At 67.4% G+C, this 25,979-nt stretch carries 23 protein-coding genes and 1 tRNA gene; 16 read left to right on the top strand and 8 right to left on the bottom strand.

Features of this window, described 5'->3' with window-relative positions; all coding sequences use genetic code 11:
- Positions 1-8: 8 nt before the first annotated feature.
- Both ACWDUA_RS18765 and ACWDUA_RS18760 read left to right on the top strand, forming a co-directional pair.
- Complete coding sequence (locus ACWDUA_RS18765; RefSeq protein WP_449752515.1) at positions 9-632, top strand: helix-turn-helix domain-containing protein; 624 nt, start codon at positions 9-11, stop codon at positions 630-632.
- Positions 633-762: 130 nt separating this feature from the next.
- Complete coding sequence (locus tag ACWDUA_RS18760) at positions 763-1,218, top strand: nuclear transport factor 2 family protein (protein WP_449752514.1); 456 nt, start codon at positions 763-765, stop codon at positions 1,216-1,218.
- 210 nt (positions 1,219-1,428) lie between these two features.
- Here the strand turns inward: ACWDUA_RS18760 and ACWDUA_RS18755 are convergent, their stop codons facing one another.
- Positions 1,429-1,551, bottom strand: a complete 123-nt coding sequence (locus ACWDUA_RS18755; RefSeq protein WP_449752513.1) for a hypothetical protein — start codon at positions 1,549-1,551, stop codon at positions 1,429-1,431.
- Between the two features lie 248 nt (positions 1,552-1,799).
- Positions 1,800-2,204 carry a DUF5997 family protein gene (locus tag ACWDUA_RS18750; RefSeq protein ID WP_449752534.1) on the bottom strand — a complete coding sequence of 135 codons (405 nt, stop codon included), beginning with the start codon at positions 2,202-2,204 and terminating at the stop codon, positions 1,800-1,802.
- 50 nt (positions 2,205-2,254) lie between these two features.
- Between ACWDUA_RS18750 and ACWDUA_RS18745 the strand changes: the two genes are divergently transcribed.
- The 4 genes from ACWDUA_RS18745 to ACWDUA_RS18730 all read left to right on the top strand — a co-directional run bounded on the left by ACWDUA_RS18745 (position 2,255) and on the right by ACWDUA_RS18730 (position 4,488).
- Entirely contained in the window at positions 2,255-2,998 is a 744-nt protein-coding gene (locus tag ACWDUA_RS18745; protein WP_449752533.1) for a LysR substrate-binding domain-containing protein, read from the top strand.
- Positions 2,999-3,130: 132 nt separating this feature from the next.
- Complete coding sequence (locus ACWDUA_RS18740; RefSeq protein WP_449752512.1) at positions 3,131-3,616, top strand: MarR family winged helix-turn-helix transcriptional regulator; 486 nt, start codon at positions 3,131-3,133, stop codon at positions 3,614-3,616.
- 11 nt (positions 3,617-3,627) lie between these two features.
- Positions 3,628-4,050 (top strand): organic hydroperoxide resistance protein, encoded by a 423-nt coding sequence (locus ACWDUA_RS18735; RefSeq protein ID WP_449752511.1) that lies wholly within the window; start codon positions 3,628-3,630, stop codon positions 4,048-4,050.
- A gap of 12 nt (positions 4,051-4,062) precedes the next feature.
- Positions 4,063-4,488, top strand: a complete 426-nt coding sequence (locus tag ACWDUA_RS18730; RefSeq protein WP_449752510.1) for a DoxX family protein — start codon at positions 4,063-4,065, stop codon at positions 4,486-4,488.
- A 420-nt stretch (positions 4,489-4,908) separates the two neighbouring features.
- Here the strand turns inward: ACWDUA_RS18730 and ACWDUA_RS18725 are convergent, their stop codons facing one another.
- The gene (locus ACWDUA_RS18725; RefSeq protein WP_449752509.1) at positions 4,909-7,608 is read right to left on the bottom strand and encodes a glycosyl hydrolase 2 galactose-binding domain-containing protein; all 2,700 of its coding nucleotides are present in this window, start codon (positions 7,606-7,608) and stop codon (positions 4,909-4,911) included.
- 129 nt (positions 7,609-7,737) lie between these two features.
- Positions 7,738-8,679: a LysR family transcriptional regulator gene (locus tag ACWDUA_RS18720; RefSeq protein WP_449752508.1), complete on the bottom strand. Its 942-nt coding sequence runs from the start codon at positions 8,677-8,679 to the stop codon at positions 7,738-7,740.
- A gap of 96 nt (positions 8,680-8,775) precedes the next feature.
- On the opposite strand from ACWDUA_RS18720, the gene ACWDUA_RS18715 reads away from it, so the two are divergent.
- From ACWDUA_RS18715 to ACWDUA_RS18700, 4 genes are all read left to right on the top strand, one after another.
- Positions 8,776-9,954, top strand: coding sequence for an acyl-CoA dehydrogenase family protein (locus ACWDUA_RS18715; RefSeq protein ID WP_449752507.1), 1,179 nt, complete (start codon positions 8,776-8,778; stop codon positions 9,952-9,954).
- Complete coding sequence (locus tag ACWDUA_RS18710) at positions 9,951-11,162, top strand: CaiB/BaiF CoA transferase family protein (protein ID WP_449752506.1); 1,212 nt, start codon at positions 9,951-9,953, stop codon at positions 11,160-11,162. Before ACWDUA_RS18715 ends, ACWDUA_RS18710 begins: the two co-directional genes overlap by 4 nt.
- 1 nt (position 11,163) lies before the next feature.
- Positions 11,164-11,919, top strand: coding sequence for a 3-oxoacyl-ACP reductase FabG (fabG, locus tag ACWDUA_RS18705; RefSeq protein WP_449752505.1), 756 nt, complete (start codon positions 11,164-11,166; stop codon positions 11,917-11,919).
- A gap of 225 nt (positions 11,920-12,144) precedes the next feature.
- On the top strand, positions 12,145-13,266 hold the full coding sequence (locus tag ACWDUA_RS18700) for a linear amide C-N hydrolase (protein ID WP_449752504.1): 1,122 nt from the start codon (positions 12,145-12,147) through the stop codon (positions 13,264-13,266).
- A gap of 363 nt (positions 13,267-13,629) precedes the next feature.
- On the opposite strand, the gene ACWDUA_RS18695 is transcribed toward ACWDUA_RS18700, so the two are convergent.
- Positions 13,630-14,259: a hypothetical protein gene (locus ACWDUA_RS18695; protein ID WP_449752503.1), complete on the bottom strand. Its 630-nt coding sequence runs from the start codon at positions 14,257-14,259 to the stop codon at positions 13,630-13,632.
- Positions 14,260-14,649: 390 nt separating this feature from the next.
- A tRNA-Gly gene (locus ACWDUA_RS18690) sits at positions 14,650-14,723 on the bottom strand.
- Positions 14,724-14,893: 170 nt separating this feature from the next.
- On the opposite strand from ACWDUA_RS18690, the gene ACWDUA_RS18685 reads away from it, so the two are divergent.
- The 4 genes from ACWDUA_RS18685 to ACWDUA_RS18670 all read left to right on the top strand — a co-directional run bounded on the left by ACWDUA_RS18685 (position 14,894) and on the right by ACWDUA_RS18670 (position 19,873).
- On the top strand, positions 14,894-16,465 hold the full coding sequence (locus ACWDUA_RS18685; protein WP_449752502.1) for a hypothetical protein: 1,572 nt from the start codon (positions 14,894-14,896) through the stop codon (positions 16,463-16,465).
- Positions 16,466-16,533: 68 nt separating this feature from the next.
- The gene (gene dcd, locus ACWDUA_RS18680) at positions 16,534-17,112 is read left to right on the top strand and encodes a dCTP deaminase (RefSeq protein WP_449752501.1); all 579 of its coding nucleotides are present in this window, start codon (positions 16,534-16,536) and stop codon (positions 17,110-17,112) included.
- A gap of 120 nt (positions 17,113-17,232) precedes the next feature.
- A complete protein-coding gene (locus tag ACWDUA_RS18675; protein WP_449752500.1) occupies positions 17,233-18,636 on the top strand; it encodes a UDP-glucose dehydrogenase family protein in 1,404 nt (467 codons plus the stop codon).
- A gap of 52 nt (positions 18,637-18,688) precedes the next feature.
- A complete protein-coding gene (locus ACWDUA_RS18670; RefSeq protein WP_449752499.1) occupies positions 18,689-19,873 on the top strand; it encodes a hypothetical protein in 1,185 nt (394 codons plus the stop codon).
- A gap of 642 nt (positions 19,874-20,515) precedes the next feature.
- On the opposite strand, the gene ACWDUA_RS18665 is transcribed toward ACWDUA_RS18670, so the two are convergent.
- The gene (locus tag ACWDUA_RS18665; RefSeq protein WP_449752498.1) at positions 20,516-21,094 is read right to left on the bottom strand and encodes a TetR/AcrR family transcriptional regulator; all 579 of its coding nucleotides are present in this window, start codon (positions 21,092-21,094) and stop codon (positions 20,516-20,518) included.
- A gap of 104 nt (positions 21,095-21,198) precedes the next feature.
- Here ACWDUA_RS18665 and ACWDUA_RS18660 point away from each other — a divergent pair, with 104 nt between their 5' ends.
- Both ACWDUA_RS18660 and ACWDUA_RS18655 read left to right on the top strand, forming a co-directional pair.
- Positions 21,199-22,818, top strand: a complete 1,620-nt coding sequence (locus ACWDUA_RS18660; protein ID WP_449752497.1) for a DHA2 family efflux MFS transporter permease subunit — start codon at positions 21,199-21,201, stop codon at positions 22,816-22,818.
- A 44-nt stretch (positions 22,819-22,862) separates the two neighbouring features.
- Positions 22,863-24,860, top strand: coding sequence for a pyruvate kinase (locus ACWDUA_RS18655; protein WP_449752496.1), 1,998 nt, complete (start codon positions 22,863-22,865; stop codon positions 24,858-24,860).
- Here the strand turns inward: ACWDUA_RS18655 and ACWDUA_RS18650 are convergent.
- A complete protein-coding gene (locus tag ACWDUA_RS18650; RefSeq protein WP_449752532.1) occupies positions 24,822-25,979 on the bottom strand; it encodes a PDR/VanB family oxidoreductase in 1,158 nt (385 codons plus the stop codon). The genes ACWDUA_RS18655 and ACWDUA_RS18650 overlap by 39 nt on opposite strands.

Below are 25,979 nucleotides of genomic sequence, written 5' to 3'. Positions count from 1 at the left end.
ACCTCCTCGTGTTCGATCTCGCCCACGAGGTGCGGCTGTGTGATGCTGACATCGTGCACTGGGTGGTGATTCCGCCGTGCCTCATCGGTCCGTGGCTGGCCGACGGACGGCTGAGCACCCCAGGACTTCGACTCCCGACGAGTGACCTGATGGTCAGTCTCGCCGCCCAGGGTGTCATGAGTGTGGTCGCCCATCACGATTCGGTCGAGCAGGCCAACACGGGTCTGGTGTTGAGCGCACTTGCCCGATTGGTCGGCGCGGCGATCGCCCAGGGTACGCCCGGTGTGGAACAGCTCGGCGCAGACGGAGAACTGCGTGCGCAGATCATTCAGCACCTGGATTGGGCAGTGCGATATGGTCGGGTCCGCCCAGTCGACGTCGCGCAGCGATTCGATATCTCTGTTCGGAAGCTGCACTTGCTCTTTGAGTGTGAGGAGCTCAGCTTCAGCCAGACGGCGATGAGTATCCGGGCTCGCCTTTGTGCGCTCGACCTACAGTGCAGCGATGACGTGACGGGGGACATCGCGCGGCGATGGGGTTTCGCCGACTCGTCGCATCTGGCGAGGACGATGCGCCGACACCTGGGATGTACACCGGCGCAGGTGCGTGGACGCGCTGCATGGACTGTGTGAGCGATTGCGCAGACGTCCTGACGGGTGTGCACGAGGATTCATGTGGTGGAGACTGCCGGGTTGCGACTGTGGAGATGCGGCGAACGCGTCGTCGCCGAAACACCGGACAGGCTTGGCTCAAGGAGACGAAATGACATCCACTGAAACCTCTGCAGCGCAGAATCTCTCGATCATCAACGAGATCAGGGCCCTCGGCGCCCGATACAACTTCGCGATCGACGAGGGAACGGCGCAGGAGTGGGCCGACACGTTCAGTACCGATGGCGTGTTCCATGCGCTCATCGAGGGCCAGGAGCCGAAGGGGCATGCCGAGTTGGCTGCGTTCGTGCCACTGTGCCGGGACACCTTCGGCCCGATGCGGCACCTGACCATGAACGAGATCATCACCGTCGACGGTGACCGTGCGACCCAGACGTGCTATCTGCTGTTCTTTGCGCACAAGGAGGGGGAGATCGACGGCACCGTCTGCGTGTACGAGGACCAGCTCGCGATTGAGAACGGCGCTTGGAAGTTCACCGATCGCAAGGTCCGTCCCGTGATGCCGTTCAGCCATCTGCCGGCGGGTGCCGGACTCGGCGGCCAGTGAGCACGTCCGAGGGCAACATGGCCGAGTGGCTCATGTGAGATCCTGTGAACACTGATCTCGCCTGGGGCCGAGCTGGTCTCGGTGGCTGTCCAACCATCGGCGTGCCCGTCGCTACCTGTACGTCGTCGATGTGAGCTCACGTCAGTCCGCATTGACCTGTCACAAGAAGTTTACCGCTACAAGCCAGCCGCAGATCGTCGGTGCGGCGGACTACGTCGTCGGGACGGGCTCGCCGGGCCCGTCCCGCTCGGTGTAGCGGCGATACCGATGCAAATCGGCACGCAAGGAACGCTGCTCGCTGAGCTGTTCGCGCCACACCGACGATGAGGACATCGAGCAGATTCTGCTCGATCACGGCGTCGCAACCCTTGCGAAGTACAAGTGTCTGCGACACAACGACTCCGCCGGATGGCTGCCCATCAGCAAATTGTTGCACCTGCGAACTCCGAGGTCGCCATGCCGAACGTGGCCGATCAGAAACGTGGCCGATCAGAAACGTGGCCGATCAGAAAGGAACGGTGGCGATCCTCCGATGGTGACGACCTGAGACGGAGTCCAAAGACCGGTCACTGGCCTGATGATCAGGTCTCGTCGACCCCGGACTCGCCGTCGGACTCTGGCCCCTCGAGTGCGCGGCGCCGGTCGGCGTGGAGAGACTTGACGCGTCGTTCCTCCCGGCGGACCTCCACCTGGGTCGCGCGCTCGGCGGCGAGCCACTCCGGCATCTCGGCGAGCAGGGCGTCGATCTGTGCGGTGGTCAGCGCTTCGGTGATGCCGGCGCGGTTCAGCCCCGAATTGGAGATGCCGAGCCTGGCCGCGACCAGGTTCTTCGGGTGTGGGCCGTCGGCGCGCAGGGTGCGCAGCCATTTCGGCGGATCGGCCTGGAGCTCGGCGAGTTCGGCCCGGGTGATGGTGCCCGCCTGGAACTCGGCAGGCGTCGCCGGCAGGTACACGTCCAGCTTCTTGGCGGCGGTGGCCGGCTTCATCGACTGCGAACTCATTCCTCGAGGGTATCGGGCGGTAGCCTTTCTGCGTGATGACACCCGGCGACGCCCCCATATTTCGACTGGCGTACGTCCCCGGCGTGACCCCGAGCAAGTGGGTGCGCATCTGGGCGGAACGGCGGCCCGAGGTGCCCCTCGACCTCGTCCCCCTCGCCGTCGCCGACTGTGCGGAAGCGGTGGGGCAGGGGCGCGTGCAGATGGCGATCACGCGTATCCCCGACGCCCTCGACCACGGAGACCCCGGCGCACACCACGTGATCGAGCTGTACTCCGAGACCACAGTTGTCGTCCTACCCAAGGATCACCTGCTGACCGCCGGCGATGAACTCATGATGGCCGATCTCGCCGACGAACAGTTCCTCTGGCCCCTCGACGAACCTCTCGTGGTGACCGGGCGACCCGGTGCCGAGATCGAGCATCGTCCCGAAACAGTCGGCGACGCAATCGAACTCGTTGCTGCTGGGATAGGTCTGCTGCTGGTACCGCAGTCGCTGGCGCGGTTGCATCACCGCAAGGATCTGGTCTACCGGCCGGTGGCCGATGCCCCGACCGGCGCCGTCGGGCTGCTGTGGCCGCAACCCACCGACGACCTCGCCGACGAGTTCGTCGGGATCGTGCGTGGACGCAAGTCGACGTCGTCACGGGGCCAGTCCGAACCCGCGCCGAAGCGCTCGGCAAAGGAGAAGGCCGCAGCGAAGCGTGCGGCCCGTGAGGCCGCCGGAAAGATCCCGGGCAAGAGCGCGCGCAAGAACACCGGCCGCCCCCGCCGACGCTGAGGCGCGCGGCTCCTCCAACAGGTGCTCGTTCCCATCGATCACCTGCGCCGAGCGTCACCGATCGCGCCGCCGAAATTAATGTGTGACACAACTAGGTTGTGCAACACATAAATGACGGCTAGATTGGCTCCCGTGAGCAACCCACGCCTCGACGACCAGCTCTGCTTCGCCCTGTATGCCGCCTCCCGGGCGGTGATCGCGGCGCAGCGTCCGGGCCTGCGGGAGTTGGGCCTCACCTACCCGCAGTACCTGGTGATGCTGCTGCTGTGGGAGGAGCGTGAGGTGCCGATCGGGCGACTGTGTGCCCGACTGCATCTCGACTCGGGGACGGTCTCGCCGCTGGTTCGGCGCCTGGAGAAGGCCGACCTGGTAGTGCGTCGACGATCCGACACCGATGAGAGGTCGACGATCGTCGCGCTCACCGACACCGGTGCCGAGATGGCCGATCGTGCCGACTGCGTCACCGCGGCCCTCGGCGACTCGATCGTCGCGGCCGAGGAGGCGAATCCCGACGGCGTCCCGCGATTCGGCGTCGCCGACGTCGGAGCGCTCCGTGAAGCCCTGCACAACCTGATCGGCGAACTCGATCGCATCGAGTCGCCGCACCCCAACCCGTGAAGGAGAACGTGATGAGTCATCTCTACACCGCAGAAGCACTGGCAACCGGCGACGGCCGAAACGGCCACGGGCGCAGCTCCGATGGCGTCCTCGACGTGGAACTGAGCACCCCCAAGGAACTCGGCGGCAACGGTGGCGGCACCAACCCCGAGCAGCTGTTCGCCATCGGGTACGCGGCCTGCTTCCACAGTGCACTGCGCGCCGTGGCACGGGCCGAGAAGGCCGATGTCTCGGATTCGGCAGTGGGGGCACGTGTCTCGCTCGACTCCCTCGACGGCGGCCGATTCGGGATCTCGGTGGAACTCGAGATCACCCTGCCCGCACTGTCTGCGGACGAGGCGCGCGCACTGACCGAGAAGGCCCACCAGGTGTGCCCCTACTCGAATGCGACGCGCGGCAACATCGACGTCACACTCACCGTGACCGAGGACTGAGGAGTCGACGATATGGCGATCTCCCCGTTGGTCACGCCGGCCACGACGCGTCAGGGCCGTGGCCGCAGCATTGCGCGGGTGGCGCTCGGTTCGGTGCTGGCACTGGCCGGGATCGGGCATCTGACGTTCCAGCGCAACGAATTCCAGGCTCAGGTACCGACCTGGGTGCCGCTCGGTAAAGATGCCACGGTCCTGGCCTCGGGTGGCGTCGAGATCGCGCTCGGGTCCGCCCTGATCGCCCTGCCGCGTCACCGTCGGTTGGTTTCGGTGATCGTCGCGGCCTTCTTCGTCGCGATCTTCCCGGGCAATATCCATCAGTACCGCAACCACATCGACGCCTTCGGGCTCGACACCGATGGCAAGCGGCTGGCCCGCTTGTTCGGTCAGCCGGCCCTCGTCGCGTGGGCGTTGGCCGCAGGTGGTGACGGCAAGCAGTAGTGCTCGTCGTCGGCTCAACGAGCACTGTTCAGTTGGTGATTGAGCCGGGACCGAGCGTAGCGAGGACCCGTGTCGAAATCTCTGTGGCCTGCGTTGGGTGGTGACCGGTCTCTGGGGTGGTCGCGTTGCTGAGGTCGGCCGTCTGAGGTTTCGACTCGACTCGTCGCTGCGCTCCTCGTCGGCTCAACCATCAACGGTGCGTGGATGATTGAGCCTGGACCGAGCCCGAAAGTGAGGGTCATTGTCGGAAGCTTCGCAAGACCGATGTGTTCGGACCTGTCTCGGAGGTTCTTCGTCGGATCAGCCAACTTGTGCAGCGCCTGTTTGATTCTCCATCCATGCGCCGATGACGACCCCGCCTCGCCTGGGCCTCGATGGGCTCGGCGAGACGGGGCCGGTGGACCGCTGTCGGGGCGTCGGTCAGATCAGGTTGATGCCCTCCACATGCAGGATCGGTGTGCCGGCAAGCCGGTCGGCGGGCAGCTCGGCGACGAGGACCACCTGCTCCTCGGGGTACACCGTCACGTAGTTGTCGTCGTAGTAGGTGGGGGTCACCTCCTCGCCGGTGGCGGGGTCACGCAACTCGACCCGCACGAAGTACGCCAGATGCGGGCCGGGGTTGTGCAGGCGGATCTCGAAGGAACGACGCGACGTCTCGTCGTCGGCGGTGATCTCGCGGGCTGTCACGTCGACCTGGGCCTCCGGCAGTGAGAACAGCGGCCGGAAGTCGGGCCAGACCGTCTGACGGACCTTCATCGCGTCGAAGATCCCGTCGATGACACGCAGATCCGGGACATCGTCGTCGACGGCGAGCCAGTAGGTGTTGTCGACGACGGTCTCGGCGTCGGCGGTCGACAACGTCAGGCGCACGAAGTAGACGGCGCCGATGTCGGTGGGACGGGCGAAGTCGAACGCCTCGCCGGTGCTGGTCGCCGGTGCGCTCAGTCCGGGCTGTTCGTGCGATTCGACGAGCGTGCCGTCGCTGCGGTAGATCCGGGTGAGCAGGGTCAGGTCCTTGACGTCGTCGAGGGTCTGGTTGATCAGGTGCACCCGGCCGGTGCTCTTGTCGCCGGTGGCGTAGTGATCGAAGGCCACGGTCAGCGGCCGCAGGGCCTTCTTGGCGCCGAAGTAGGTGCCGCCCTTGCCATACCACCAGTCGAAGACCTGTCCGAAGAACGACGGCCACGGTGAGTTCAGCATCCAGTAGACGATGAACTTGTTGGTCTCCCAGCCGCGGGCGGTGTAGCCCTCGAGCATGCCGCGGGCGGCCTCGTACTGGATGATCTGTGCCTTGTCGACGAACTCCTCGACGGTCTGTGCCCCACCCATCCGGCGGTCGATCACGCGCCGCGTGCCGGCCATCTGGAGATTGGTTGCGCCGGTGTGCATCGACCACACCTTGTTATAGGGCCACAACGCATCTCCGGGCAGCATCTTCTCGAGACTCGACAGCACCGGGATGACCTCGTTGTTGCCCTCCTCGGCGCACGACCCGATCGCCCTGTCGTTGTCGGGCAGGTACCAGAAGACCGGCGCGCGCCAGGTATAGGGCCCGTTCATGTGCACGCCGCTCCAGTCGCGGTTGCGGGTGCTGACGGTGTCGAGAACCGCGTTCTGCCACTGTGCGTCGTCGAGCGAGCGGTGATAGCCCTCGAGCACCCCGTCGGGCGGCATCCCGTCGCTGCCGTTGGACCAGATCACGATGGCCGGGTGCGCGCGGAGTGCTTTGACGGTGTCGGCCACCGACAGCTGGGCGATCTCGTAATCCTCTGCGTTCCAGTGGGACCAGCGTTCCCAGGCGCCGCAGCACATGGTGCCGAGCATCGCGGGCATTCCCATCCGGTCGGCGAGCTCGAGGAGCCCGTCGTCGATGATGTGGCCCTCCCACCGCAGCAGGTTGACGCCGAGGTCGATGGCGTGGTCGAGGATCGTCCGGACCCGGTCCGGGTCGTTGCTCTCGAAGAACAGGTCGGGGCTGTAGGCGCCGCCGCGAACCAGGTAGTCACGGCCGTTGATCGCGATGTAGAACGAGCTCGGGTCGTCGAACTGTGGTTGGGCGATCGTGTCGTCCCGATGCGCTGTGATGTGCCGGATGCCGAAGTCGACAGTGGCCCGATCGCTCGGCTCCGAATCGGATCCGCTGACCTCGAACTCCAGGTCGAGGGTGTGCAGGGTGGGATCGCCCCACGTGTAGGGCCACCACAACTCGGGGTCGGGCACATGGAGTGCGGCGCAGTCGCCCGAGTCCAGGGTCAGCCCACGCTCCTCGCCCGGCTCGAGGGTCATCGGCACGGCGAACCGGATGTCGACGCCGGTGTCGGCTGCGGCGTCGTCGGCACGGGTGATGTGGCCGCGCACGATCCCGGATACGGCGTCCGACGTGTGGTTGCGGATGTCGGCGTGCACGGTGAGCTCAGCCGAATCCGTTGCCGGAAGCGGGAGTTCGGTCTGGACGTAGGGATGCCGGATGCTGACGGGGCCACCGAAGGTGAGCCAGACCCGCCGGAAGATCCCGGAGTTCTTGTCCGGCAGGAACGTCTGCTTGTTCTCGGCGTCGCCGTGGTGGGCGAAGCACAGCCAGTCCGCCCAGGTGTCGGTGAGGTCGACACCGGTCGGCTCGCCGTCGGTGACGATATCGGTGATGACCATCGACGGGGTGTTGCGCTCGGGGGTGATCCGGACCGCGAGCCGGTTGTCGCCACCCGCCGTGATCATGTCGGTCACGTCGAATTCGAAGCGCCGGTAGGAGCCGACGACCTCCGTCGGTCCGGCGAGAAGTGTTCCGTTGAGCCAGATCTCGGCCCGGTAGCTGATCCCGTCGAAGGCGAGGGTGTATCGCTCGTGCCCGGCCGGTGCGGTGAAGGTGGTGCTGTACCACCAGTCCTTGGTCCAGAGATCCTGGTCGATCGTGGTGAGGTTGTCACCGACGTAGAGGTCCTTGTCGTACACGCCTGCATCGACGTGCGCCTTGAGGATGGTGGCCGGCATCGCCGGGATCGCAATTCCGGATTCGGGTGGCCGGTGGGAGTCGTCGCCGGCGTCGACCGAGGTCAGTGTCCAGTTGTGCACCAGCTCTGTGCGCCCGGGTTTGTGGCAGATCACGTCTGTTGATCCATTCATCCGTGGGGGAGCGGATGTCCGCGGACCTGCTGTTCACAGCACCGCGGAGATCCTGTCTAACAGGTGTGAGAGATGCTATCTAACAACCGTGAGATAGGAAAGGTCTGGGAGGCCTCCGCGATGGGTCGATCAGCCTCCTGCCGGTGCGGCCCCGACATCGTGACCGCCGCCGGACCGGGTCGCCACCTCGGTCAGTGCCATGAACTCGTCACGGACCCGGATCATGGCCGGGTTCGAGTCGTCGCGTCGCCACGCGATCCGCATGTCGACGTCCGGCGACGGCTCCTGCAGTGGCAGGAACACCACGTGGGGGTCATTCGCGTTGCGGGCGACGGAGGCCAGGGTCAAGGTGCACCCGACCTCGGCGCCGACCAATGCCAGCGCGGTCTGGGTGTCGGGTGCCACCTGGACGACGTTCGGAACGAACCGGGCCGCATGGGCAAGTCGCCGAAGGCGATCGGGCAACACCGCGCCCTCGTGGGCGGGGAGTGACACGAAGTGCTCGTCGGCGAGTGCGGCGATCGAGACCTGTCCGGCATCGGCGAGCCGATGGGTGTCGGGAACTGCCATGACGAGTGAATCCGATTGCACGACATGGGCGGCCACCTCTGATGGGATGATGTCCCACCGGCCCAGCGCGATGTCGGTGTCGTCGTCGAGCAGTCTCCTGAGGGCCGGCTGTGCGAAGTTCTGGCTGGACAGCTCCAGCTGGATTCCCGGCCGCTTCGAGTGCACGGCGCGGGCCAGCCGGGCGATCAACCGGTGGGTGGAGACCCCGGCGAAGGCGATGCGCACGATTCCGGTGTCGCCGTCCTCGGCGGAACGAACGGCTGCCTCGGCCCGGCGTAGTCCGGCGAGCGCCTCCTGTGCGGGTGCGATCAACGCGGCCCCACTGGCGGTCAGTCGCACCGACCTGGTGTTCCGGTCGAACAGCCGGGTACCGAGCCTTCGCTCGAGCTGTTTGATCATGCGGCTCAGGGGTGGCTGCGCGATGTGCAGACGCTCGGCCGCCCGACCGAAATGGAGTTCCTCGGCGACGGCGAGGAACGCGCGCAGATCGTCGAAGTCCACCTGTACCTCCGGCCGGGGCGATTGATACCGTGGAAGAATAACAGGACTGCTGATCAAGTATTGGACTGAGATAAATCGCGGGGGCATGGTCTTCTCATGGTCACCAGCAACCCCGACGTCCCCGACGATGTGTTCGCCGACATCGTTGCGCAGGTCCGCCACTTCGTCCGCACCCACGTGGTGCCGAGGGAAACCGAGATCCTCGCAACCGACGAGATCCCGGGCGACCTCCGCCGGATGGCAAAGGACATGGGGCTGTTCGGCTATGCGATCCCGCAACGCTGGGGCGGGCTGGGACTCGACCTGATGCAGGACGTCGAGGTGGCGATGGAACTGGGCTACACATCGCTGTCCCTGCGGTCGATGTTCGGCACCAACAACGGCATCGCGGGGCAGGTCCTGACGAACTTCGGGACCGAAGACCAGCAGGATCGCTGGCTTCCCGGGATCGCCGCCGGCGAGGTGGTGGCCTCCTTCGCGCTGACCGAACCCGGTGCGGGTTCCGACCCGGCCGGTCTGCGGACGATCGCACAGGCCGCCGACGATCACTGGATCATCAACGGCGGCAAGCAGTTCATCACCAACGCGCCCGACGCGGGCCTGTTCGTGGTCTTCGCCCGAACCGATCCCGCCCCGGAGAAGGGCAACGGTATCGCCGTGTTCCTCGTGCCGGCCGACACCGCGGGACTGGTGGTGGGGCCCAAGGACGCGAAGATGGGGCAGGAGGGCTCCCGGACCGCCGACGTGACGTTCACCGACGTCCGGGTGGGGGCCGATGCCCTGGTCGGCGGGGATGCGGCGGTGGGCTACCGCGCGGCGATGACGTCCCTGGCGCGCGGTCGCGTCCACATGGCCGCACTCGCGGTCGGACAGGCCCAGCGCGCCCTCGACGAGTCGGTCGCCTACTCCGTCGGCGCCACGCAGGGCGGCACTTCGATCGGCGACTTCCAGCTGGTGCAGGCGATGATCGCCGACCAACAGACCGGCGTCATGGCCGGACGGGCTCTCGCCCGCGACGCCGCCCGCGCCTGGGTCGAGGGCACCGACCGGCGGATCGCGCCCTCGGTGGCAAAGCTGTTCTGCACCGAGATGGTCGGTCGGGTGGCCGATCTGGCGGTCCAGGTACATGGTGGTTCCGGCTACATGCGTGAGGTCCCGGTGGAACGCATCTACCGCGACGTCCGCCTGCTGCGCCTGTACGAGGGCACCAGTGAGATCCAGCGGCTGATCATCGGCGGCGGACTGGTCCGCGCCGCAAAGGGGAGCGCATCGTGACGCTGCCCCTCGACGGCTTCACCGTCGTCGCCCTGGAACAGGCGGTGGCGACACCTCTGGCCACGCGCAACCTCGTCGACCTCGGTGCACGGGTCATCAAGATCGAGCGGGTCGACGGTGGCGACCTGGCGCGCGGGTACGACCACGTCGTCGACGGCACCGGTGCACATTTCGTGTGGCTCAACCGGGGAAAGGAGTCGCTGGCCATCGACCTGAAATCCGATGTGGGAGTGGGCATCGTGCGCACGTTGATCGCGGGTGCCGACGTCTTCGTACAGAACCTCGCCCCCGGTGCCGCCGCCCGCCTCGGGCTCGACGCACCCACGCTCCGTGCCGACCACCCCGAACTCGTCGTGGTCGGCGTGTCCGGGTACGGCGTCGGCGGCCCACTCGAACACCGCAAGGCCTACGACATGCTGATCCAGGCGGATGCCGGGCTCATCTCGATCACCGGAACCCCGGACGAACCGGTGAAGACCGGAATCCCCACTGCCGACATCGCAACCGGGATGTACTGCGCACAAGCCGTTGTGGCCGCACTCCTGCGACGGGCCCGAACCGGGGAGGGCGCCGAGATCGAGGTGTCGATGCTGGAGGCGACCGTCGAATGGATGGGGCATGCGCTGTACACACAGATGTCCACCGGCGCGCAGCCGCCGCGAATGGGCGTCAGCCATATCTCCATCGCGCCGTACGACTCGTTTCCCACCCGTGACGGGCAGGTCCTGATCGGCGTGCAGACCGACCGCGGGTGGCAGACGCTGGTGACCGAGGTGCTCGAGAACCCCGCCCTCGGCACCGACCCGCGGTTCCATACCAACATCGACCGGGTGCGCAATCGCGAGGCGTGCAACGCGGCGGTGGCGGAGGGGACCCGCCGGTGGACCAGTGCCGAACTCGACCGGCGGCTCGCGGCAGCCGGGGTCCCCGCTGCCCAGCTCAAACAACTCGCCGACGTCGTCGAGCACGAACAGCTGCGGGCGCGTGACCGGTGGCGCACCGTGGCGATCGAGAACTCTTCGGCCAGAGCGCTTCTGCCACCTGCGACCTTCGGTGACTTCGAGTCGCCGATGGGCCCGGTGCCCGCGTTGGGCGAGCACACCACGTCGCTGCTGCACGAGGCGGGACTCGACGATGCCGCGATAGGTGCCCTGCTCGCCGACGGTATCGCTCGCACGCCCACCGACGTCCCGGCCGGGACGCGTTGACATGTCACCTGAACCGAAGGGAAAGACCTTGCTCGACAACAAGACCGCCGTGATCACCGGTGGCGCACAGGGAATCGGTGCTGCGATCGCCCGGACCTTCGCCGAGCACGGCGCCCGCATCGTCATCGGTGATGTGGATGCCGCACGGGCGCAACGCACCGCCACCGAACTCGGTACCGACGCGATGGGCATCGGATGCGACGTCACCGACGGTGAGAGCGTCACCGCGCTACTGGACGCGGCACGGTCGGCATTCGGCTCGGTCGACATCATGGTGAACAACGCGGGCATCACCCGGGATGCGACGATGCGGAAGATGACCGAGGCCGAGTTCGACGACGTCATCGCGGTGAACCTCCGCGGGGCCTGGAACGGGACACGCCTGGCCGCCGCGATCATGCGCGCGAGCGGTGGCGGGTCGATCATCAACCTGTCGTCGATCTCCGGCAAGGTGGGATTCATCGGGCAGACCAACTATTCGGCGGCTAAGGCCGGCATCGTCGGACTGACCAAGGCTGCAGCGAAAGAAGTTGCGCACCTGGGCGTTCGGATCAATGCCATCCAGCCCGGCCTGATCCGGACCGCGATGACCGCGGCGATGCCGGCCAAGGCGTGGGATGCCAAGATGGCCGAGATCCCGATGCGGCGGGCCGGCGAACCGTCGGAGATAGCCTCTGTCGCATTGTTCTATGCGTCGGATCTGTCGTCGTACATGACGGGAACGGTGGCCGAGGTCACCGGGGGTCGGCACATCTGAGCGCGGCCGGGCCGGTGGCCTGTGTCGCGTGCAGACAGGGCGAATGCTGTGACCATGCGGGTGCATTCTTGTGCCCGTTTGGAGTGTTTCGCCGAGTCCGGACAACGGCAATCATGTGACTGACTAGGGTGAACCAGTGAGCAGCTGTCTGCTCGGTGGGGCGTCGTGACCAGCGTCGCGCATGCTCGATCCCCGCTCACTTCTAGTGAAAGAGACACACAACATATGTGCACTCGGGTCATGTGGCCGGACGCCAACGGGTCTGTGATCGTCGGCCGGAACATGGACTTCCACCAGGATCTCCATACCAACCTGTGGAAGCTCCCGCGCGGGATCAAGCGCGACGACCGGATCAGCGGCAAGCTCGAATGGACCGCCAAGTACGGCAGCGTGATCGCCGGCGTCTACGACATCCTGTCCACCGACGGCCTCAACGAGCGCGGACTGGGTGCACATCTGCTGTGGCTGGCGGAGTCGGACTACGGCACCCCCGACGAGTCGCGGCCGCAGCTGGCCATGTCGGTCTGGCTGCAGTACTACCTGGACAACTTCGAGACCGTGGCCGAGGCCGTGGCGTGGACCGAGGAGCATCAGCCGCAGGTCGTCCCGATGGCCGATCCGACCGGGCGCAGCAAGCCGGCCCTGCACCTCGCCATCGAGGACGCCGGCGGCGACTCGGCGATCATCGAGTACATCGACGGCAAACTGGACATCTACCACAGCCGCGACCACCTGGTGATGACCAATTCACCCACCTACGACAAGCAGCTGGAACTGGTCAAGAAGTACGAGGGTCTCGGCGGCGACGACCCGCTGCCGGGCACCTGCCTGGCCAGCGATCGTTTCGCCCGTGCGCAGTACTACGTCGGTGTCCAGCCGCAGCCGACCTCGCAGGTGCAGGCGATGGCCGCGATGCTGAGCATCATCCGCAACTGCGCCCAGCCGTTCCGCAACCCCGAGCCGGGCAAGCCCGATGCGTCGCAGACACTGTGGCAGGTCGTCCTCGACCTCACCAACCTGCGCTACGCCTTCGAGTCGACCACGCGCCCCAACACCGTGTGGGTGGACCTCGAGGACCTCGACTTCACCGAGGGCTCCGGCGAGGCCAAGCTCGACCTGCTCAGCAAGCTCGCCCTCGAGGGCGGCATCGCCGGAGAGGTGCACAAGCACTTCAAGGCCCACCACAAGTTCCACATCGTGTCCATCGAGCAGGCCAAGCTCATCGGCGAGGTGGTGGCAAAGGCCGCCAAGGTGGTCGGCGCCGCGAAGACGACCGCCGAGGAGTATGAGAACAAGATTCAGGACGAGGTCCAGGCGAAGCTGACCTCGTTCGTCGCCGCCGAGTAGCTGTTCGGCGAATTCTCGGTCACCGGCCCCGATTCCGCGACGACGCGGAGACGGGGCCGGTTGTGGTTCACGTCGACTGGTTCGCGGTCACAGTGCGGGGCGGTACCAGGGCAGCGGCGCTCGATGGTCGATGTCGGGGTACCGTCATGGGCCACAACCCGGGGGAGGCCGCGGAAGCCATTCCAGGCACACTGTTTCCGCAATTCGGGATCGACCACGCCGCCCCGGGTGTCGACAGAATCTGTGTTCACGGTGACGGCGACGACGGCAACCCGGTCGGGACGTGAGACAGACTGGGCGGCCCTCCACGGAAGGCACGCCCCAGCACGTCGAAGCGATCGATCCGTCGCGGTGAGGATCGGGCTACGGAGTGTTCCACCAGGTCCAGAACGCGCGGACCGTCTCGCCCTTGGCCTTGCCCTTACCGCAGTTGCCGTAACCGATGTCGGCACCGATCACCGCGCCGATTCCGGCGCCGATGATCCATCCGACGATGAAGAACAGCCCGATCAGGCCACCGATCACGGCGCCGGCGATGACCGACGGTGCAGCGCAGCTCCAGTTGTTGTTGGCCTTGCGGATCATGTCGTCATAGGCCTGCGCCTTGGTCAGTCGCTGGGGCTTCTTGTTGGCCACCTCGTGCCTCGTCGCCTGCGGCACCAGATCCGCGACCGTGCGGTCAGCCGAGAGGGTCGCCTTGAGCGGCACGACCTGGTCGGCGGCGGCGAAGCGTGCGAGGTCGATGGTCTCGGTGGTGACACCCGAGGCGTTGACGACATGCAGCGAGTTGCCCGCCTGCCGGAAGTGGCTGCCGTGGGCGAGCTCGACGATGATGGAGCCGTAATCGGCTCCGCCCAGCGACACCTTCGCGGCCCCGCCGTCCAGCGCGGCGCGCGATGCCGCGGGATCTGCGTGGGCGGTCCCCGACGGAACCACGAGCAACGTGACCATGGCTGCGGCGAGCAAACCCAGAATCGACGCGAAGCGCCTCATTCATCCCCCTAGTAATCGGCTGCAGCGAACCCGCAGCGTCGCCATGTAACCACAGGGGTTTGCCAAAGTGGATACTCGACAAAGAGATTGGTCCGGTTGGAGTACACCCGTGCCAGTATCTGTGCGAACATCACCTGGGCGGCGCATGGTCGGTGGTCCCGCCGCGGGTGGGCCGGATGGGTAGCGCGAGCGAGGCTGGAGGGTGGCGCACCGAACGGAGCCATGAGTTGCTCTCCTGTGCCGTAAGCACGGGAGCCGGCGCGATGCTCGGTGCGGCGCCGTCTTCGTCAGCCGATTGCGAGCGGACGGTCAATGGGCGCGGTGTGAGTGCATGGGGGTTTCGCGGATCGAGTACTCGGCTGATCGAACCCGCTAACCGCTGGTCAAATGTGGAGCCGATGACGGGAATCGAACCCGCGTATTCAGCTTGGGAAGCTGATGTTCTGCCATTGAACTACATCGGCGTGCGGGCTTGTGACCCGCGACGCACACTGTAGCAAACGTCGCCGGCGGGGGTTGGGAGCAGGGGTGGGTCGGGGCGTCGCGGAGGGATTGCTCGGCAAGAGCGTGCCAGGTGTGGCTCAGACTTGTCGGTGCGGAGTGGGCTGCCGGATTTGTCGGCTACTGTTTTGCAATGCGCACAGGTCAGGGCGGTTCTCGTCGGTCGACTCGCCTTCTGGTTTCGGCGCTCGCCGTGGCTGTTTCGGCCCCACTGATGGTGATGACGGCCGCCCCCGCCGACGCTGCACCGGTGGTGAACCCGAAGGCCGGCAAGGTCGTCGCGAAGTCGGCCTTCGACGTGAAGCGTGACGGCTTCTCCTTCGAGAACTGGGGCCCGGACGACGAGTTGCACCGGCGTGGCCTGACGGTGGACGGCATGCGTGCGGTCTTCGGCGACGGCGTGTGTGCCCGGATCACCGTCGAGGTGTGTTCGCCGACCACCGTCGCCGAACTGCTCCAACAGGAACTCAACGCCTCGATGACCGGCGGCCATTGTTACGGCATGGCCGCGCTGGCCGGTCTGTATTCCACCAAGCGTCTGAACACCCTCCCGCTCGCGATGCCCTGGCAGTCGGTCTACGACATGAAACCGTCGGCGCCGCTGGACGAACTGATCGCACGGATGTTCATCACCCAGAGTTTCCCGCCCACCGCGCGCACCGAGGCCGAACTCCCGGCGTCGGAGATCCTGACCCGGCTGCGGGCCGCATGGGCGCGCAACGACAACTACATCCTCGGCATCTACACCGACGAGAAGAAGGAAGCCGGCCACGCCATCACCCCCATCGCGATCCGCGACCTCGGTGCCGGTAAGTCCGGAATCGTCGTCTACGACAACAACTTCCCCGGTGTGGAGAAGATGATCATCGTCGACCCGGCGGCGAACTCGTGGTTCTACTCCACGGCGACCAACCCGAGCGAGCCCACCCTGCTGTTCGAGGGGTCGCCGGCCAACCCGATGTCGCTGACGCCGCTGTCCACCGCGCTCGGACATCACGAGGCCCCGTACGTGCGGGGCGACTACACCCTCGTCATGGTCTCCGACACCAACGGCGGGGCGCGGGGTGAGGGTGACGTCGAGTGGGACCTGCGGGTCACCGACCTCGACGGGAACGTCATCCCGGGCGTCGACCAGCGAATCCTGCTGAACAACGACAACACCGGCTCGATCATGGTGCCCAAGGGCAAGAAGTTCCGCATCGTCGTCGACGGTGTGGACGCCGGACGCGTCGCCGACATCAACACCACCGTGGTCAGCGCCGGAGGCGCCGTCGTGGTGGACGACATGGAGGTGCCCGCCGGTGCCACCGCCACCCTCGACGTCGACCCCACCCGCCATGCGGTGACCGTGCGGTCCACCGCACCCACCACCGCGGGCTTCGAGGTGGCCACCCAGGACTCGCTGCGATCGGTGACCACCCAGACCAGTCAGCTCGCCATCGGTCCGGAAGCACCGGTGTCGGTGGGCGCCACCTCGCGGTCGGGGATCACCGTGGCATCGCAGGGCCGCGCTCAGAAGGTGCAGTTCGCCGTCGAACGCAGCGACACCCTCACCGACCGGAACGCGGCCAACCACACCCCGATCACCGTCGGCTCCGGCGGCCGGATCGACGTCCCGGTGAACACCTGGACCGGGTGGGAGCCGCTCACCGCGACCGTCCACTCCGGCGGGTCCACCACGGCGGTCCCGATCCCGACGCGCTGACGCCGTCCGCCGGCCGGTGGTCCTCAGGGCCGCCGAGCCGGTCCGTGGCCGGTTGATAGCCTCGCAGGGTGTTGCTTTCCGACCGGGACATCCGTGCGGCCATCGACGGTGGCCGCCTCGCACTCGACCCGTTCGACCCTGCCCTCGTGCAGCCGTCGAGCATCGACGTCCGCCTCGACAGCCTGTTCCGGGTCTTCAACAACACCCGCTACACCCACATCGACCCGGCGCAACGGCAGGACGAGCTCACCACCCTGGTCGAACCCGCCGAGGGCGAACCGTTCGTGCTGCACCCCGGTGAGTTCGTGCTCGGCTCCACCCTCGAGGTGTGCACCCTGCCCGACGACCTCGCCGGTCGCCTCGAGGGCAAGTCCTCGCTGGGACGCCTCGGCCTGCTGACGCACTCCACCGCGGGATTCATCGACCCCGGCTTCTCCGGCCACATCACCCTGGAGCTGTCGAACGTCGCGAACCTGCCGATCACCCTGTGGCCGGGTATGAAGATCGGCCAGCTGTGCCTGCTGCGGCTGACCAGCCCGGCGGAGAACCCGTACGGCAGCGCCGCGGTCGGCTCGAAGTACCAGGGCCAGCGCGGACCCACACCGTCCAAGGCGTACCTGAACTTCCTGCCCGACACCGCCCGCTGACCTGCTCGTAACCTCGTTCAACCACACGTCACCGGGTCTCGTCGGAGTTCACCGATACGACGCGTCGACGCCACTGTGCGGTCGGCTGCACGCCCCGTTGTCGGCGTAGCCCTAACAGGTATGAAGCTCACGGTGATCGGATGCGGATACCTCGGCGCCACGCATGCCGCCTGCATGGCCGAACTCGGCCATGACGTTCTCGGCGTGGACGTCGACGCCGACAAGATCGCCCGCCTGGCAGCCGGCGAGGTGCCGTTCTTCGAACCCGGACTGTCCGATCTGTTGCGCCGCAACATCGATGCCGGACGGCTCGCCTTCACCACGTCGTATCCGGCTGCCGCCGAGCATGGTTCGATCCACTTCATCGGGGTCGGCACCCCACAGCAGGCCCGCGGACTCGGCGCCGACACCACCTACGTGGAGGCCGCCGTCGACACCCTCGTCGGACATCTGCGCGGTGATCACCTCATCATCGGCAAGTCCACCGTCCCGGTCGGCACCGCCGCCGCCCTGCAGGCACGCATCGATGCCCGCACCGACGACGACACCACCGTCGAACTCGCGTGGAGCCCCGAATTCCTGCGCGAGGGCTTCGCCGTCGAAGACACCCTGCGTCCCGACCGGCTCGTCGTCGGCACCGACCCCGACGCGCACTGCTCGGCTGCGGTGGCCGTGATCGACGAGATCTACCGCGAGATCCTCGAAACGGGAGTGCCGTTCATCACCACCGATTGGGCCACCGCCGAACTGGTGAAGACCTCCGCGAACGCCTTTCTGGCGACCAAGATCTCGTTCATCAACGCGATCAGCGAACTGTGCGAGATCGTCGGCGCCGACGTGTCCACCCTCGCCGACGCGATCGGCCACGACAACCGGATCGGCCGACGATTCCTCAACGCCGGTATGGGTTTCGGCGGCGGCTGTCTGCCCAAGGACATCCGCGCCTTCATGGCCCGCGCCGACGAACTCGGCGCGCACCGCACCCTGGGCTTCCTGCATGAGGTGGACGCGATCAACATGCGGCGTCGCACCGCGATGGTCGAACTCGTCGAACGCGCCTGCCGTCGCGAACTGATCGGCGCGAACATCGCCATCCTCGGCGCCGCCTTCAAACCGGAAAGCGACGACGTGCGTGACTCCCCGGCACTCAGCGTTGCCGGACAACTGGCCCTGCGCGGTGCCACGGTGACCGTGTTCGACCCGAAAGCCGCCGACAACGCCCGCCGCATGTACCCGATGCTGCACTTCGCCGACACCGCCCGGGCCGCCGTCGCCGATGCCGACGTCGTCGCCGTCACCACCGAATGGGCCGAGTTCGTCCACATGGGGCCCGACGAGCTCGATCCGCTGGTCCGGGACCGGGTCATCGTCGACGGCCGACGGTGTCTTGCACCACACATCTGGACCGGCGCGGGCTGGGAATACCACGCTCTGGGCGGCGTGAACCGCAGTCATTCCCCCGCTCGGACCACACGCGTGACCTCGGGTGACCAGCACACCCATGCTAGGTTGAAGACCATCTGACGTACCCGGGGCACGCCACCGGCCCCCGCCAGGCACAGGAAATCCGACCATCATGACCGTTCACCGCATCCCGAATCCGGGTGTTGCGCCGATGACGGTGCTGCCGATGTCGATCCGCGAGCACATCCACGAGATCGATGCGCCGATCGTCGCCGTGCTCGACCTCGACGATGCCGGAAGCCGGGTGATGGTGGCCGATCTCCTTGCGCGGCGCGTTCTCGCCGTCGACCCCGCCGACCCCATGACCGCGCCGAATGCACTCGATCGGGCCATCGCCGACCACCTGGTGGCCGACGGTCGGGTCGAGCGGCCCGTCGGCGACGAGTGGCGTGCCGAACTGCTCGGCGTGGTCGGCCGGGCCAGGGCAGCGCTCGCCGGCTCCGACGGCACCTTCCTGATGGGCGACAACCACGTCCGCCTCGTCCGGGTCAGCCGCCGCGACGTGGACGTGGCCACGGCGCCGCTGGCCGACCAGGTCAGCAACCGGATCGAGCAGACCCTCGCCGCGCTGGGTACCACCGACGCGGTGATCGTCCTCGCCCCCACACACGTCCGGTGGCCGGGTGCGGTGGGCCGGCTCCGTGCGACAACTCATCGTCGGATGCTGGTGATGGACGACCAGGCCGTTCGCGCGGTCGAGGCGCCCGGCGCGGTGTCGATGCCGGCCGCTCATGCCCGCGACGCGCTGGTCGAGGATGCGATCACCGAGGAGATCCCGGCGATCACCGATCAGATCGACCCGGTCGCGCACGGGACCGCGCTCGACGGGCCGGTCGAACAACTCGACGAGGCGGCGCCGCTGATCGGCGCTGCTGCACTGGTCGACGTGGATGCCCTGGTCGATGCCGAATCGGAGTACGAGCCGCATCCCGAACGGTCCCGCAACTCGTCCGGCCAACGCTGGTTGCTCGGTGGTGCCGTCGCCGCCGTGCTCGCCGTCCTGGGCACCGCGACCGTCGTCGCCTTCACCGGCACCACCGACCCCGGACCCACCCCGCCCGCGGTGGTCGCCGCCGCACCCACCGGTCCCACCACCGCCGCATCGACCGAATACGCCGACCCGGCCGACCTCGTCGCCGCGCAGGAAACCGCGGTCCGCTACACCACCCCGCCGCCGCCCAAGACCACCAAGAAGTCGACGACCCGCAGCCCGCGCCGGACACCGAACTCGCCGAACGGTGGCCAGCCCCGCATCACCATTCCCGTCCCCGGATTCCCGCCGATCGTCATCCCGTAGCCGGCTCCCGGCGCGTTGTTGCGTCGGAGTTGGTTGCGGACATTGTCGGCTCACCGGGCCTCGACACGGGTCCTCGCCCTGGGGGCTCGGTCCCGGCTCGACCATCCATGGTGGGTGCGTGCGGTTTACGGTGGTTGAGCCGATGAGGAGCGTAGCGACGAGGCGTGTCGAAACCTCTGTCGGCCGACGTCGGGTGGTGACCACCTCAGAGGTGGTTGGGGACATCGGTGGCTTGCTGGGCCTCGACACGGGTCCTCGCCCTTGGGGGCTCGGTCCCGGCTCGACCATCCATGGTGGATGGGTCTCAAAGTGGTTGTTGTAGTTGGTGGTTGAGCCGGTGAGGAGCGTAGCGACGAGGCGTGTCGAAACCTCGGTGGCCGGGTTCGGGGCGTGACCACTTCTGGGTTCGGTGCGTCTTGGCGTGACCTGACGGAGGTTTCGACGGCCGGTCGGCCTCGCTGCGCGAGGACGTCCTGCTCAACCAGCGTCTGGTGGGGGTGGGGACTTTGTCGGCTTGCGGGGGTCTCGACTCGGGTCCTCGCCCTTGGGGGCTCGGTCCCGGCTCGACCATCGGGGGGGCTCGACCATCGGGGGCGGGGCGGCTTGATCGGTGTCGGGTGCCGGCTCGGCCTACGGCGATGGTCAGGGGGCGAGACCTCGGGCGATGAGACCGATCACCTGCTCGTAGTTCGACTCGTGGTCGATGAAATCGGGTGCGGAACCGGCCAATTCGAGGCTCACCGCCCCGTGAACGCATGACCACAGCAACATCGCGTGGTCGAGCGGGTTGCCGGGTCGGATCACGCCCGCGGCCTGCCCGTAGCGGACGATCTCGGTGATCGCCAGGAATGCCCGCACTGCGGGCTCCGCGGCCGGATCGCACTCGGTGGTGAACATCAGGGTGTAGACGGTCGGGTTCTTCACCGCGAACTGCCGATACTCGCGACCACTGTGTGCCAGGCGCTCGGCGGGATCGTCGTCGGTGGTGGCGATGGTCTCGGCGAACTCGTTGAAGCCGTCGGTGACCAGCGCGACCAGCAGGCCTTCCTTGCCGTCGAAGTGGTTGTAGACACCCATCGGCGCCACCCCGGCCGCCTTGGCGACGTCACGCACCGTCAGTCCGGCGACACCATCGCGCTCGAGGATCTCGCGACCCGCGCGGATCAGGTTGGTGCGCACCTCGGCGGCGGGAGTGCGCTTGGACGGTTGGCGGACGGGCATATTGACAATCTACTAGGACGGTGTTCTTCTTGAATATAACAGCGTTCTATAACAGTAGATCGTTGTTCTACTCAACCTCATCCCACATCGGAAGGACCTGCGTGATGCGTACCCGTTGGTGGGCGCTGGGCGCCCTGTGCTTTGCCGAACTACTCGTGATGATCGACAACACGATCGTCAACGTCGCGCTGCCGACCATGGCCCGCGATCTCGACGCCGGGGTCTCCGGACTCCAATGGATCGTCGACGCGTACACCCTGGTCTTCGCCGGCCTGCTGCTCACCGGCGGCTACCTCGGCGACCGCTTCGGTCACCGCCGGATGCTCCTGACCGGCATCGTCGGATTCGCCGCGGTGTCGGCGCTCGCCGCCGGATCGCAGACACTGGGCCAGTTGATCGCCGCACGCGGCGGCCTCGGACTGTTCGCCGCACTCGTCTTCCCGGCGACCCTGGCCATCATCACCACGATCTTCACCGAACCCCGGCAACGCGCCGCGGCGGTCGGGATCTGGGCCGCCACCTCGGGCGTGGCGGTGGCCATCGGGCCGGTGCTCGGCGGCTGGCTCCTCGAACACTTCTCCTGGTCGTCGGTCTTCTGGGTGAACATCCCGCTCGCCGCGGTCGCGGTGATCGCCGTCGTCGCGGTGATCCCGGGTGCTCGTCCGGCCGCCGTGTCGCGCTTCGACGTCATCGGTCTGGTGCTGTCGATCGCAGGTCTGGGACTGCTCGTCTACTCGGTGATCGAAGGGCCGCACGTCGGTTGGCTGAGTGTGCGGACCGTGCTCGGTCTGGTCGGTGCGCTGGTGATCCTCGCGGTGTTCGTCCGCCGACAGCTCGTCATCGCCCATCCGATCCTCGATGTCCGGCTGTTCGCCAACCGGCACTTCGCCACCGCCGCCACGATGATCAGCGTCGCGTTCTTCGCCCTGTTCGGGTTCATCTTCCTGATCACCCAGTACTTCCAGGCGGTCAAGGGCTACGGCCCGCTCGACGCCGGCATCCGCACCCTGCCGTTCGCCGTCGTGATGGCCGTGTTCTCGCCCGTCGCGATGGCGCTGTCACACCGCTTCTCGGCCCGGCCGGTGGTGGTGGCCGGGGCGCTGCTGATGTCGTCGGGATTCGGCCTGGTCGAATTCTCCACGCGCACTTCGGGTTACTGGGAGCTGATCGTCTGGTCGATGTCGTTGATGGCGATCGGACTGGCCTTCGTCTCGGGACCGGCCACCCAGCTGATCATGGATGCCCTGCGGCCCGAACAGGCCGGCGCGGGCAGTGCCGTCAACGACACCACTCGCGAGATCGGTGGCACGCTCGGGGTGGCGGTACTCGGTTCGGTCCTCACCTCCATCTACACCTCCGGCGTGGGCGACCGGCTCGCCGCGATCGGGGTGCCCCACGGGCCCGCCGCGATCGCCGAACAGTCGGTGATGGCGGGAGTGGAGGTGGCCCAGCGCGCCCCTGCCGCCATCTCCGATGCGGTCGCCGTAGCGGTGCAACAGGTCTTCGTCGACGGATTGCACGCCGCGGTGTGGGTGGCCGTGGCGGTGACCGCGGTGGCGGCGGTCGGTGCCGCGGTGCTGCTGCGGGGCGCGCCGCGCGGCGCCGACGTCGGGTCCGAGGGGCGCGGGACCTCGGACACCGGAGCAGAGGTACCCGGTTCGGGGGCCGCCGGTCCGGTCACCGGGACCAAGGACCTCGCCACAGCTCACCTCCCGTTCACCTGACAGCGCTACGGTCCGGTCATCCCTCGCGCATCAGGAGTACGCACATGGACGCCGTGACCGCCGACGACCGCCCGATCCTCCGGCTGCGGGCGCAGATCCTCGATCTCATGGATCTGGCGCTCGCAGCCGAGCACGCCGTGGACCTCTCGCGGATTCATCCCGACCATCGCAGCGGTGCCGCCAACCTGGTGCACTACCGGGCCCTGCGGGCCCTGGACCTGCGCGCGTTGCAGACGGAGCTGAGTCGCCACGGACTCTCGTCGTTGGGCCGCATGGAGCCCCGGGTGATGGAGAACCTCTCGGCTGTCGCCGGAATCCTGTCACGTGCGGCCGGGCAACCGGTGCCCGGGATCTGCGCACAGTTCCCGTCCGGCGGGGCGGAAACCGATGAGCTGCAACGCAATGCCGATGCACTGTTCGCGTCGTCGACCGGGATGGCGGCCTCCCACCCGGGAACCCGGATCATGGTGACCCTGCCCAGCGAGGCCGCCACCGATCCGGCGCTGGTGCGCGACATCGTGCAGGCGGGAGGGGACGTGGTGCGGATCAACTGCGCCCACGACGGTCCCGATGCCTGGCGGGCGATGGCCCGCAACGCCCGCTCCGCCGACCCGACCACCGCGGTCTCGATGGATCTCGGTGGCCCCAAACTGCGGACCGGACCGATCACCCCCGGACCCCACGTACTCAAGGTGAAGCCGCGGCGCGACCCGCTCGGCCGGGTCGTCGAACCGGGCATGCTGTGGCTGGTCGGTGAGTCCGACACCGCGACCGACCTGCAGTCGGCGCCCGTCACCGACGTCGAGACCCTCGACCTGCTGTCCGTCGGGCAGGACATCACCTTCCACGACACCCGCGGACGACGGCGCGTCGCACGGGTGGTGCGCACCGAGACACGCCGGGTGCTGATCGCTGCCGACCGCACCTTCTACCTCACCCCGGGCGCGCGCCTGTCCTGCGCCGGCGACGACGGCACCCGGATCCGGCTCACCATCGGAGAACTCCCGTCGTCGGGGCAATACTTCCTGATCCGGGCCGGCCAGCGGATCCAGGTGACCGCCGACGACGCCCCGGTCAACCCCGACGATCCGTCCACCGACCTCACCACCATCGGCTGCACGCTGCCGGAGGTGTTCGCCGCGGTCGTCCCCGGACACCGAATCCTGTTCGACGACGGCAAGATCGAGGGGATCATCGAATCGGTGTCGGTATCCGGGTCGGTGCCGGGCGGCGGCGCCACCCCCGACTCGCTGGTCGCCCGGATCACCCGAGCCGGACTCGACGGGGCAAAACTACGCGGTGGCAAGGGGATCAACCTGCCCGACAGCTCGCTCCCGGTGCCCGCCCTCACCGTCGACGACCGCAAGGACCTGGAAACCGTCATCGAGATCGCGGACATGACCGCACTCTCGTTCGTGCGCAGCGCCGGTGACGTCGCCGAACTGCTCGACGCCCTTGCCGACGCGTCGGCAGGCGCCGACGGCGCACACCATGGCGCCGACCTCGGAGTGGTGGTCAAGATCGAAACCGTGGAGGGGTTCACCGCGCTCCCGGAGATCTTGTTGGAACTGATGCGGCACAGGCGGATCGGCGTGATGATCGCGCGTGGCGACCTCGCGGTGGAGGCAGGCTTCGAGCGGCTCGTCGAGGTGCAGGAGGAGATCCTGTGGCTGTGCGAGGCCGGCCACGTCCCGACCATCTGGGCAACCCAGGTCCTCGACTCGTTGGCCGGTAACGGATTGCCCACCAGATCGGAGGTGACCGATGCCGGCGCGGCCCGGCGAGCCGAGTGCGCGATGCTCAACAAGGGCCCGAACATCGTCGCCGCGATCGGTGCACTCGACGCGATCCTGGACCGGATGGGCAGCCATCTCGACAAGAAATCGCCTGTCCTGCGACGACTCTCGGCCTGGACCACGCCGGATGTGGTGCGGGCGACGGCGGCAACGGATGTGGTGTCAGACGTCGAGGTGTCAGAGGTCGAGGTGTCAGGGGTCGAGGTGTCAGAGGTCCAGGACGAGACGGTCCCCGCACGCTCGTGACACGCAGGGCAGCATCTGACCGCTCTCCCGTTCGGGTTCGGTGAGGATGTTGTCGCGGTGGTCCACCTCGCCGGACACCGTGCGCTGTCGGCAGGTTCCACAGAACCCCTGACGGCACGAGTAGGGCAGATCCGGCAACTCCCGTTGCAGGGCGGTGAGCAGGGATTCTTCTGCGGCGACGGCGATCTCACGCCCGGTGGAGGCGATGGTCGCGGTGAACTCCCGACCGTTCTCCACCGGTGACGGACCGAACCGTTCGTAGTGCAACTCGATGTCGGGCCGGTCGGCGAGATGAGTGCGCAGGTTCTCCAGGAGTGCGGTGGGGCCGCAGCAGTAGACGGCGAGACCCGTGGGTGTGCGTCCGGTCTCGGGATCGAGGGGGCCGAGCAGCTCGGTCATCGTCGGCAGACCTGCCGGGCCGTCGGAGCCGGGTGTGTCGTCGGTGCGGATGATGATCCGGTCCCCGAACCGGGCCACCTCGTCGCGGAACGGGATGGACTCGAGCGACCGGCCGGTGTAGATCATCGACCAGTCGAGTCCGAAGCGTTCGGCAGCGGTGATCATCGGCAGGATCGGGGTGATGCCGATGCCCGCGGCGATGAACCTCAGCCGGGTGGCAGTCGATCCGTGTCCGGGTAGGGAGAGGGGAAAGGCGTTGCGGGGTCCTTTGATCCGGATGAGATCACCGACCCGGACGCGCTCGTGCACCTCGACCGACCCGCCGCCCCCGTCGGGGATGCGGCGCACCGCGATGCGATAGGTGTGTCGTTCGGCCGGATCGCCGCACAGCGAGTACTCGCGCATCCGTCCCGACGGCAACAGCAGATCCAGGTGGGCGCCGGCATACCAGCGGGGCAGGACGCCGCCGTCCGGGGCCGCGAGGGTGAGAGCGATGACGTTCTCGTCCCCGGCGACCACCTGACGGTCGGCGACCTGCACCACGGTGACACCGTCGTCGGCATCGGGTGTCTCGTATGGCGGTGAGAGGGTACGCCACAACGGGAACCAGATCCTGGAGAAGGCGGTGCCGCACACCAGCACGGGATCGTGTCGCCACCGTCCGTACAGGTGGGGCGGCGGGCCGGTGAGGGTGGTGTGCGGATGCGCGCGCTGGTTCAC

Source organism: Gordonia sp. NPDC003376 (assembly GCF_053589235.1).
Note: the sequence above shows the minus strand (reverse complement) of the source record. Positions and strands in the feature narration are given on the sequence as shown.

Excerpts from the sequence above, each read along its gene's own strand:
- ACWDUA_RS18660 (WP_449752497.1), top strand. The coding sequence starts at position 21,199 with ATGCGTACCCGTTGGTGGGCGCTGGGCGCCCTGTGCTTTGCCGAACTA.
- ACWDUA_RS18750 (WP_449752534.1), bottom strand. The coding sequence starts at position 2,204 with ATGAAGCCGGCCACCGCCGCCAAGAAGCTGGACGTGTACCTGCCGGCG.
- ACWDUA_RS18695 (WP_449752503.1), bottom strand. The coding sequence starts at position 14,259 with ATGAGGCGCTTCGCGTCGATTCTGGGTTTGCTCGCCGCAGCCATGGTC.
- ACWDUA_RS18735 (WP_449752511.1), top strand. The coding sequence starts at position 3,628 with ATGAGTCATCTCTACACCGCAGAAGCACTGGCAACCGGCGACGGCCGA.
- ACWDUA_RS18755 (WP_449752513.1), bottom strand. The coding sequence starts at position 1,551 with ATGTCCTCATCGTCGGTGTGGCGCGAACAGCTCAGCGAGCAGCGTTCC.
- ACWDUA_RS18745 (WP_449752533.1), top strand. The coding sequence starts at position 2,255 with ATGACACCCGGCGACGCCCCCATATTTCGACTGGCGTACGTCCCCGGC.
- ACWDUA_RS18715 (WP_449752507.1), top strand. The coding sequence starts at position 8,776 with ATGGTCACCAGCAACCCCGACGTCCCCGACGATGTGTTCGCCGACATC.
- ACWDUA_RS18670 (WP_449752499.1), top strand. The coding sequence starts at position 18,689 with ATGACCGTTCACCGCATCCCGAATCCGGGTGTTGCGCCGATGACGGTG.
- ACWDUA_RS18725 (WP_449752509.1), bottom strand. The coding sequence starts at position 7,608 with ATGAATGGATCAACAGACGTGATCTGCCACAAACCCGGGCGCACAGAG.
- ACWDUA_RS18655 (WP_449752496.1), top strand. The coding sequence starts at position 22,863 with ATGGACGCCGTGACCGCCGACGACCGCCCGATCCTCCGGCTGCGGGCG.
- fabG (WP_449752505.1), top strand. The coding sequence starts at position 11,164 with ATGTCACCTGAACCGAAGGGAAAGACCTTGCTCGACAACAAGACCGCC.
- ACWDUA_RS18760 (WP_449752514.1), top strand. The coding sequence starts at position 763 with ATGACATCCACTGAAACCTCTGCAGCGCAGAATCTCTCGATCATCAAC.
- ACWDUA_RS18700 (WP_449752504.1), top strand. The coding sequence starts at position 12,145 with ATGTGCACTCGGGTCATGTGGCCGGACGCCAACGGGTCTGTGATCGTC.
- ACWDUA_RS18685 (WP_449752502.1), top strand. The coding sequence starts at position 14,894 with ATGCGCACAGGTCAGGGCGGTTCTCGTCGGTCGACTCGCCTTCTGGTT.
- ACWDUA_RS18665 (WP_449752498.1), bottom strand. The coding sequence starts at position 21,094 with ATGCCCGTCCGCCAACCGTCCAAGCGCACTCCCGCCGCCGAGGTGCGC.
- ACWDUA_RS18730 (WP_449752510.1), top strand. The coding sequence starts at position 4,063 with ATGGCGATCTCCCCGTTGGTCACGCCGGCCACGACGCGTCAGGGCCGT.
- ACWDUA_RS18675 (WP_449752500.1), top strand. The coding sequence starts at position 17,233 with ATGAAGCTCACGGTGATCGGATGCGGATACCTCGGCGCCACGCATGCC.